This window comes from Ferrovum myxofaciens, assembly GCF_000735045.1.
Lineage (GTDB): Bacteria > Pseudomonadota > Gammaproteobacteria > Burkholderiales > Ferrovaceae > Ferrovum > Ferrovum myxofaciens.
The window spans coordinates 1-661 of sequence record NZ_JPOQ01000090.1; the positions used below are offsets into that span (position 1 = coordinate 1).

At 61.0% G+C, this 661-nt stretch carries 1 pseudogene; it reads left to right on the forward strand.

What is annotated here, in order from left to right:
* Window positions 1-59: 59 nt before the first annotated feature.
* Window positions 60-661: pseudogene (locus tag IV91_RS0110710) on the forward strand (IS481 family transposase); the annotation flags it as partial.

Sequence of the window (661 nt, forward strand, 5' to 3'; positions counted from 1 at the left end):
CCGGCATAGGCTTCGCAACTCGGGCGTTGTGCCCGAATTCATGCGAAGGAAATTCATTCATGCCCATCCCAAACGAAACCAGTGCCCGGGATCGATGGTCCCGGCTACGCCTGCTGATCATCGGTCAACTGCTGGCCGCTCCTCCGCCACGCGGGGAATTGAAGTCACGCCTGCTCGATTTGAGTCGCCAGACCTGGCGTCATCCGATTCATGGGGGTGAGATACGTTTCGGCGTCTCCACCCTCGAACGCTGGCTGGCACGGGCACGGCAAAGCCCGGATCCTGCCGCCTTCCTGGCCACCGTCCCGCGTCTTGATGCGGGCTCTGTCCGTGTCATCAGCGAACCCTTGGCTCAGGCCATACGCACCCAGTATGCGGATCGTCCCAAATGGAACATCCAGTTGCATTACGACAACCTCAGACTGGTGTTTGGTGCCAACGAGTTCCCATCCTACGCCACCGTATTACGCTTCTTCCGCGCCCAAGGGTTATGGCGGGTGCGTGATCCACGCGGTGGTCCCCAGCGCACTGCCGTCCCGGATGGGACCCGTGAAGTCCGCAGTTTCGAAGCCACCCATGTCGGGGCCCTGTTTCATCTGGATGGGCATCAAGGGTCTCTCAAGGTCCTGAACCGGCAGGGCGAATGGATCACCCCAATCGC